The sequence below is a fragment of the Planctobacterium sp. R6 genome, from assembly GCF_055755215.1.
Map to the genome: position 1 here is coordinate 1 of NZ_JBVTQY010000074.1, position 8,882 is coordinate 8,882.

The window sequence follows — 8,882 nt, forward strand, 5'->3', positions numbered from 1 at the left end:
CAGTTTTGATGCCTGAAGGTTTGATGGCTGTCAGGACAATTTATGGTGGCTGTCAGGACAATTTATGATGGCTGTCCAGATAATTGCTAGCGGAAGGCGGTCAGCTGTATATTACGTGGGGATAGCTCCCGGGGACAAAATTCCTGAAGTGTAACCTGAATACCTGCTTCTTCCAGATAAAGTGCTAAATCGCTCACCAACCACAGTTCGAGTGGGCGTCTGAACCCTTGTGCGGCTAGTTGCAATCGTCTTACCTGCTGATAGCGTGAATGAGCTTTATTTGTATAGTATTCGGTATCAATGAGTTTCGGCAGTTTCAGGCCTTTTTTGTTTGCTAAGAATGTGAATATGTCAGTAACCGGCCAGTTTGCCGCCGATAAAGGCAGTGATGGAGCAGGTAAGTATTCATCTGTACCGCGAATGTCTCTTTGCAGAATGTCAAAGGCGAGGCGCAAGGTTTGTAACCTGTGCATCTGGGCCTGCTCACGGGTGGAAGCTGTAACGGTTTCCTGCATGGCTAATCGTACCTGATCCTTGCTCAATCTTAGATTATTATTTTTTGCCAGTTCAGATAGTGGCTGATAATCGCCGTGTAACCATTTTTCATAGCAGCAGGGCGCCAGTGTTAATTCAGGGGAATCGCTGTGTTTCCATTCAGCTAATAACTTTCTATGCAGATCACCGCAGGCATGCAAAGCGAAAATCTGTTGCCTGTTATTAAACGTAAAATTTCGCTGCAAAACATCAGCGCAATTAAAATTTGCCGGGACACCCATTTTATTTGCCAGTGATGCACCCTCCCTGCAAAGAGTTTCGTCACGCTCAATGGCATATAGCTTGTGCCCGGTTATTAAAGCGGCTGTGCGGCCAAGGTGAGACTTTCCTGCGCACCAATCTACCAGTTCTGCAACTGATGCTTTCACTTTTTCGGATGGATGTCCTGGTAAAAGTTTTCCAGGTAAAGGTTCATGCAATTGTGTATTTTGCGATGGGTGTCTTTGTAAAAAATCGCTTAAAAAAGCGGTGATTTGCTGCCATTTTTTGCCAGGGACACCTACATCAGCGAATTTTGGAGCTTGTATGGACTGGTGGTGCACTGGTAACCGGATAGCATCCAGTATTTCGCTGTAACCCGGTAGCGTTTGACTGATAAAGTGATGAAGTGCAGTGGCTGACGATTCCAGTCTGCATAGCTCTTCATCATCAATTGTTAACAGTTGTTCATAGAGTACCGGATAGTGACTGCTCCACTTTGGCGACGTTTCCTGAAAAACCGAATCCCGCCACAAAATAGCAAAATCATCAAGCAACCTGGTAAGTTGCATAAAGCGTTCAGTATGGGATAGTGCCATTAACGTCAACTCTCGGCCGTCGTTCGGCGAGGCTAACCCCGGAAATACTCATTAGCGTCAAAGCTTACCAGCCACTCACTGAATTTATCCGCAGGCAACGGCCGGCTCATGTAAAAGCCCTGCGCTTTGGTACAACCTACTTCCTGTAAAAAGTTTAGCGTATCACCATCTTCCACCCCTTCAGCAACCGTTTTTAGTCCCAGATTTTGGGCTAAAGACATCAGGGTACGAACCATGATTTTATCATCTTCACTTTTCGCCAGATCCAACACAAAAGCCTTATCGATTTTAAGCTCATCTACCGGCATTTTCTTCAACTGGGCCATCGAAGAGTAACCGGTTCCGAAATCATCGATGGAGAGGGTGATTCCCATGCGTCTGAGTGTGTTCAGGGCTTTTAAAGCACTTTCTGGATCAGACATTACCGCACTTTCAGTCACTTCCAGGGTCAGCATGGAATTGTCTACGTCAAACTCTGACATCAATTCAGCGACGTAGGTGGGCAGCTTCATATCCACCAAATCAATAGCGGAAATATTCACCGCCATGCCAACTTCAAAGCCCTGTTGTTGCCATTGTTTGTATTGCTGAAAGGCGATCCGCAACGCCCAATGGGTGACATCGCGAATGGCACCAGTTTGTTCAGCTAAAGGAATAAACTCATCGGGAGGGATAAAGCCATGCACCGGATGAATCCAGCGAATCAGACATTCTGCCGTGGTAATTTTGCGCTCAGCAATGGCCAGTTTAGGCTGATAAAACAACTGCAACTGACCTTCTGCCAATGCCCCTCGTAGTTCCGACATCAGACTGAGGCGTTGCACCGAATACTTATTGAGTTTGTCCTGATAAATTGCATAAGGGAAATGTTTACCTTTGCAACTGTAAAGCGCAATATCGGCACACTGTAATAAACCTTCCGTTGAATCAGCATCGTTTGGATAGGTGGCTACCCCCATGCTGACATCTACGTCCAGAGTGAGTTGCTCAATCACAAATGGTCGATCGAATAACCCTGAAAAGTTCTCTGCAACGGCTTTGGGATCCTGCCCACTGACATCTTCAACCACTATGGCAAATTCGTCGCCACCAATGTGGGCGATAAAAACCCCTTCATAAGCAAAGGCTTTTAACCGATTAGCAATTTCTTTCAGTAATTGATCACCTGCCTCGTGCCCGATGGTGTCGTTTATTTCTTTGAATCGGTCAAGATCCATCATCAGGACCGCTGATGGACGCTCCGGATTGCTTTTAATCAGTTGTGTCAGGTGATTTTTGAATTGGTTGCGATTGGGCAACAAGGTCAGGGTGTCATAATATGCCAGATGTTGGATTTCCTGTTCACGTTGCCTGATACCTTCCTGCATCGAATGGATGGCATCAGACAGTGACTCCACTTCGTTGGTACTGGCTTTGGGAAATTCCTGCACATAATTGCCCTGACGGATCTTGTTGGCAACACCTACCAGGCGAGTAACCGGGCGGGTAATGCCGTTTGAAAGTAACATGGCGGCCACCAGTGCCATCGCTGCGGCGATAACCAGAATCAGGATGAGTTGCACCAATAAACTGTTGTAAGACAGGTACGCTTTGTCCTCTATTGTGCTAAGCACCAGCTCCATGGGTAATCCGCGCCAGCTGCCCAAATCACTGGCAATATAAATCCATTGGCTCAGTGCTCCGTTAAATTGGTTGAGCTGCCCATTGGTTAATATGGTCTGTTGCACCAGTTCGCTGGCAAATTCAGGCTCATGGGTTGTGGCTATCAATTGATTTTTCGCCCCGATAAACATCAGACTGATATCCAGGTCAGTCAGGCTGGCGAGACGCTCGTTAAACAGGTTTTCTGCAAGCACCCCCATCAACACCCAGGCATTAATATTACGAGAGCTTTCTACAAACTTAACCGGCATCGCGCGTAACAGGTAAAGTTTACCTTCAACACTGTGCCAATGAATGCCATCGGTTAAAAAGTCCCGCGCATCAATATTGAGATCTTTTACCGGTAGTTCCGGGTTAGAGGTTATCGTACGGCCGTCTTTGTTCTGCACCCAGGCAAGGTCAGCCCCCGCTCTGGCCTGAAAGTTAACCAGTGCTGACAGTAAACTGGCGGTGTCATCATCGCTGGTGGCTACCAACTGTTTAAAACTAAAATCTTTACTCAGGGTATTGAGCGCATCCCGCAACGAGACAGAGCGGTTTAAAATCTTATCTTCAACCACACTGGCGGAGGTTTGCGCATAAGACATCAACTGTCCGGTACTGTGGGTATAGGTGGCCGACTGCACTGTGTATAAGGTGACAATCACTACGATGCTGAGTACCAGCAGGAAATTAAGCAAAATTCGGGTTCTGAGGGAGTTAAAGCCCTTTAGTGTTGTTTTTGTCATAGCGAGGTTTAGCTATTACCAGTGTTCCGATATCTGAATGAGTTAATTACAACATACAATTGTGTCTGGCGGTACGTTATTCTTCCCGGAACTGCCTGACTTTAATCGTTTTGCCCTGTTCCTGACTCAACATCCCCAGTTGTAGAAAGCGAGCTACTTCAATGGCCGCGTCAACAGAAACCGGCGGTGTTGCGTCATAGCGAATGCTGTCAACGACCTGTTGGTAAAATTGCGGATAGGCACCCGGTAGTGTGGCGATACGTTGGCTGCATATCAAGCCCTGATCGCTTTCCTTGTAGAGCACGCCATAGTTTGCTTCATCGTCTATACCATAGTTGTCATCAGTGATGGCGAGACCTGCTTTGAGCTGATTTTCCTGAACATCCATTTCATATTTTACCAGTGTTCCTTTATTCCCCTGAACGTGAAACCGTTGCACAGGCGCCGCATTGTGGTTGCTGGCTCGCAGGTGGACTTCTTTGTCTTTGTAATGGAGCTGAACATGAAAATAATCAGTGGTATTGGAATTGGGGCGTGTTGCAAGCAAGCGCGCAGTGATGGCTTCGGGAATGCCAAATAACAGAAAGGTCTGGTCAAGCAAGTGCGGACCCAAATCATACCAGATGCCATTGCCGGGACCAGCTTTTTCTTTCCATTTGTCCGTCGGTTCAGGGCGGAATCGGTCAAAATGAGATTCAAAAAGCTTAACCTTGCCCAGGCGATTCTCTTTGATGAGATGGGCGACGGTCTGAAAATCACCATCCCAACGGCGATTGTGAAACGGAAATAACCGCACATCATGCTCTTCCGCTTCGTGCTGCATGGCCTGAACTTCCTTTTGCAATAGCGCTACCGGTTTTTCTATAACCACGTGCCTTGAGGCTTTTAGGGCTTGCATCGCGATGGGGTAGTGAAATTCATTCGGTGTGGTGATAACTACTAAATCTGCATCAGAGTCTGCTAAAAGTTGTTGGTAATTGGCATAACACCGGGCCTCAGGAACCAGGTTTGCAACCAATTCCGGTTTTGAGCTGGCAACGGCGGTAATTTGTAGTTGCGACTGATGTCGAATCAAAGGCAGGTGCAGGTTTTGTGCAACACTACCGAACCCAATTAAAGCAACCTTTATCATTAATTATCTCTGCATCCAAAAGTGAGTTAACTGAATGGTACACGTTATCAGGTTGCTGCGCGACGCGGATTTTAACCATAAATCGATTAGGTAAAGGTCGATTGTGTGTATTACTCGTGCTTTTTTCTGAAACTACTTTCAGAAAGCCTGTCTGGCTATTATGCTGTGATAATCAAGGTAATCAGTAGTGAACAGGTTCACAGAAATCACAAAGCTAAGAGAATGGCAATACGTGCAATATTAGTGGTATCAGGGCCACTACAGGAAGGAGTCGCCGCTGCTCTGACTCAGTTCGTTTACAATAATAAAGGCAATATCACCGATTTTGATCAATACGTGGATGTTGAAGCGGTGCCGCGCATGTTTTTTGCCAGAATGGAATGGGAGTTAGATGCGTTTCTTATTGCTAAGGAAGACATTATTGCTGCGTTAAGACAGGAGCTGGATGGTCGCTTTCATCTGGAGCTGGATCTGCGAATTTTGGATAAACCACTGAAAATGGCCATTATGGTAACTAAGCAATTGCCTTGTTTTTATGGCATGTTGGCTAAAATACTGTCTCACGAATGGAACGCTGAAGCCACCCTGGTACTCAGTAACCGCACCGATATGGAAGTGGATGCCAAACGTTTTGATTTGCCTTTCTATCATCTGCCCATTACACCGGAAACCCGCGTAGCACAGGGAGAAAAGGCACTGGCTTTATTCGATGAACACAATATTGATGTGGTGGTACTGGCTAAATATATGCAAATTATACCGCCTAATGTGCTGTCCAGATGGACCGGCAGAATGATCAATATTCATCATTCTATGTTACCCGCATTTGTGGGAGCCAGGCCGTACCATCAGGCCAGAGAGTACGGTGTAAAGTTTATCGGGGCGACAGCGCACTATGTGACCGAAGAGCTGGATGAAGGCCCAATTATTATGCAAAACGTAAAACCCATCACGCATCGTCAGACGGCAGATGAACTGGTGAATATGGGGAAATCAATTGAAACCGAAACGCTGTTGAGGGCGGTAGAGCTGCATTTACAACACAGAATAGCCATCTCTGGTCGACGCTCGATAATTTTCGATTAAGTAACGATAACGAATAGCAGAATTAAAACGGGAGGCAAGTGCCTCCCGTTTTTTTAGTGCAGAATGCGGGTTTTGATGGTGCCTTCGATAGACTGCAACGCCTGGAAAGCATCTTCGGCGTGGTCAGTCTCCACATCAATAACCACATAACCGATGTTTTCGTTGGTTTGCAGATACTGTGCAGCGATGTTCACACCCAGTTGCGTGAATGCCTGGTTGATTTGCGTCAGCACACCTGGTGCATTTTTGTGAATGTGCAACAACCTTGAACGACCAATATGTTCAGGCAGAGAAACTTCAGGGAAGTTAACCGCAGAAAGCGTGGAGCCGTTGTCGCTGTATTTTGCAATCTTGCCGGCAACTTCTTTTCCGATGTTTTCCTGAGCTTCCTGAGTGCTGCCGCCCACGTGCGGAGTCAGGATCACGTTCTCAAACTCTCTCAGAGGCGATACAAATTCTTCATTGTTAGATTTTGGCTCAATCGGGAATACATCGATGGCTGCGCCGCCTAACTTTTTGGTTTTCATCGCGTCTGCCAGGGCGTCGATATCCACCACTGTGCCGCGTGAAGCATTGATAAGGATGGCTCCCTGTTTCATTACTTCCAGCTCAGCCGCGCCAATCATATTCTTGGTTTGCGGTGTTTCCGGCACATGTAAAGAAACCACATCAGAGGTTTTAAGCAGCTCAGTCAGCGAGGCCACCTGTACTGCATTGCCCAGTACCAGCTTATCCTCGATGTCGTAAAAGCGGACGTTCATTCCCAAATGCTCAGCCAGAATGGAAAGCTGGGTGCCTATGTGACCATAGCCAATAATACCCAGGGTTTTACCTCTGGCCTCATAGGAGCCCACGGCACTTTTGTCCCAACCGCCCTGATGGGCCAGCGCATTTTTAGCCGGAATACCCCGGAGCAGGAGGATGATTTCACCTAATACCAATTCCGCGACCGAGCGGGTATTGGAGAAGGGCGCATTAAACACCGGAATACCGCGAATTTGCGTTGCGTTTAAGTCCACCTGATTGGTACCGATGCAGAAACAACCTACCGCCACTAATTTTGAAGCGGCAGCCACAACGTCTTCGGTGAGCTGGGTTCTGGAGCGGATACCAATAAAATGTACATCGGCCACTTTCTCAATCAGCTCAGCTTCCGGCAGGGAAGTTTTCAGGTACTCAATGTTGCTGTAGCCCTGATTTTTCAGGGTTTCAAGGGCACTTTGGTGCACACCTTCTAACAACAGGATCTTAATCTTATCTTTGGGAAGCGAAACTTTACTCATGATCACAATACCTTGAAACTTGAAAATCTGGGAAACAGGCAAGGCCTGAACGGGTCCGTTAATCCACTATCGGGGAGATAGAAGTCTGGACGTCTAAATGGGTTGCGCAACAATAGCAAATTGTGTGCGAACTGCAAGCGTTTATTTAGCGTCCAATCCATTTATTTTATAGTGACTACGCCTTGCTCCGTGCCTACCAAAACTACATTGGCACCGCGCTTTGCAAACAGGCCATTGGTGACAACGCCCACGATGCCATTAATTTGTTTTTCCAGTTCCACCGGATCGAGGATTTTAAGGTTATGAACATCTAAAATCACATTGCCGTTATCCGTGATCACGCCTTCCCGATACACAGGATCGCCACCCAGTTTTAACAGTTCCCGGGCCACATAGGAACGCGCCATTGGGATCACTTCCACAGGTAAAGGGAACTTGCCTAGCATAGGCACCTGTTTACTGTCATCAATGATACAAATGAATTGATCGGCCACTGCGGCAACGATTTTTTCGCGGGTGAGGGCGGCACCACCACCTTTGATCATGTGTTTGTGTTCAGTGATTTCGTCGGCACCATCCACATAAATTTCAATATTACCCACACTGTTCAGGTCAACAACCTCAATCCCCAGCGCTTTAAGGCGCTTTGTACTCTCTTCTGAACTGGAAACCGCCGCCTGAATGTCGTTTTTAATATCCGCCAGGCCGTCAATAAAATAATTAACGGTAGAGCCTGTGCCTACACCTATGATGCTGTCAGGTTGAACATAAGAAAGGGCGGCTGCGGCCGCTTCGCGTTTTTTTTGGTCCTGGGTCATGATTTCTGCTACTTGTGATTTGGATTGCGTAAATTATACCTGGATTCAAATGACAGCACAGTGCTGTTTCAGCATTTTATAATTCTGTTTGGTGTGACAATCATATGCAGTGGAATATCCCAATTCTGAAAGGGCAGTGCGTCAACCTGCTGACAATCGTGTGCCAGGCCTATGAGCCTGATACCGGTTGCACTTTTTAGTGAGGCCAGCGTGCGATCATAATATCCGCCACCCATACCCAGGCGATTGCCATTTAAATCAAAGCCAACTAAAGGGGTGAAAATTACCTTGTGCTGAAGCAGCGGCACAACATTTGTTACCTCGCATTTGGGCTCAGCGATGCCATATTTGTTGTGTTGCATTGCACTGTTATGCTGATAGCGCAAAAACAGCAGATGGCCCCTGGTGAAGGGGTGAAGTACGGGTAAGGAGGTAGAGAGCCCGATATTCCAACAATACTGAATCAGAGGCGCGGGATTTAGCTCTCCGTCATTGCTGAGGTAAAATGCACAATGACCTGATTGCGGTAATAGTTCTGCGTCGCGCACCTTGTTCAACAGTGCCAGGCTGGCCTGCTGTTGCTGGCCTGCTGTCAATGCGCGCCTGGCCTGGCGTAGCGTTTTTCTCAGGCTGGCTCTGTCCTGATTGCTTGCTGTTAATACCACGTTGCATTAGCGGGTTGCTGTACTGTGGCGTGGTTATAACAAATTAACCTCAAAAAAAGAAGCCGCACAAAGGCGGCTGCAGATTGATGATAAACCCCCGCTTTTTAGCGGGGGTTTCTTTTTTTAAGCAGCCGAAGGCTGCGATCGCGATTTTTT

Annotated in this window: 7 protein-coding genes; 1 reads left to right on the forward strand and 6 read right to left on the reverse strand. The window is 47.1% G+C overall.

Features of this window, described 5'->3' with window-relative positions; all coding sequences use genetic code 11:
- Positions 1-86: 86 nt before the first annotated feature.
- From AC0J20_RS22760 to AC0J20_RS22770, 3 genes are all read right to left on the reverse strand, one after another.
- Positions 87-1,352 carry a methyltransferase gene (locus tag AC0J20_RS22760; protein WP_473023509.1) on the reverse strand — a complete coding sequence of 422 codons (1,266 nt, stop codon included), beginning with the start codon at positions 1,350-1,352 and terminating at the stop codon, positions 87-89.
- A 32-nt stretch (positions 1,353-1,384) separates the two neighbouring features.
- Positions 1,385-3,742 carry a bifunctional diguanylate cyclase/phosphodiesterase gene (locus tag AC0J20_RS22765; RefSeq protein ID WP_473023510.1) on the reverse strand — a complete coding sequence of 786 codons (2,358 nt, stop codon included), beginning with the start codon at positions 3,740-3,742 and terminating at the stop codon, positions 1,385-1,387.
- A 76-nt stretch (positions 3,743-3,818) separates the two neighbouring features.
- Positions 3,819-4,874, reverse strand: coding sequence for an oxidoreductase (locus AC0J20_RS22770; RefSeq protein ID WP_473023511.1), 1,056 nt, complete (start codon positions 4,872-4,874; stop codon positions 3,819-3,821).
- Between the two features lie 222 nt (positions 4,875-5,096).
- Between AC0J20_RS22770 and purU the strand changes: the two genes are divergently transcribed.
- Positions 5,097-5,960, forward strand: coding sequence for a formyltetrahydrofolate deformylase (purU, locus tag AC0J20_RS22775; RefSeq protein WP_473023512.1), 864 nt, complete (start codon positions 5,097-5,099; stop codon positions 5,958-5,960).
- 53 nt (positions 5,961-6,013) lie between these two features.
- Here purU and serA read toward each other — a convergent pair whose 3' ends face one another.
- From serA to AC0J20_RS22790, 3 genes are all read right to left on the reverse strand, one after another.
- On the reverse strand, positions 6,014-7,243 hold the full coding sequence (gene serA, locus AC0J20_RS22780; protein ID WP_229529024.1) for a phosphoglycerate dehydrogenase: 1,230 nt from the start codon (positions 7,241-7,243) through the stop codon (positions 6,014-6,016).
- 161 nt (positions 7,244-7,404) lie between these two features.
- Positions 7,405-8,061 (reverse strand): ribose-5-phosphate isomerase RpiA, encoded by a 657-nt coding sequence (gene rpiA / locus AC0J20_RS22785; protein ID WP_229529023.1) that lies wholly within the window; start codon positions 8,059-8,061, stop codon positions 7,405-7,407.
- Positions 8,062-8,129: 68 nt separating this feature from the next.
- On the reverse strand, positions 8,130-8,726 hold the full coding sequence (locus AC0J20_RS22790; protein ID WP_473023513.1) for a 5-formyltetrahydrofolate cyclo-ligase: 597 nt from the start codon (positions 8,724-8,726) through the stop codon (positions 8,130-8,132).
- Positions 8,727-8,882: the final 156 nt, after the last annotated feature.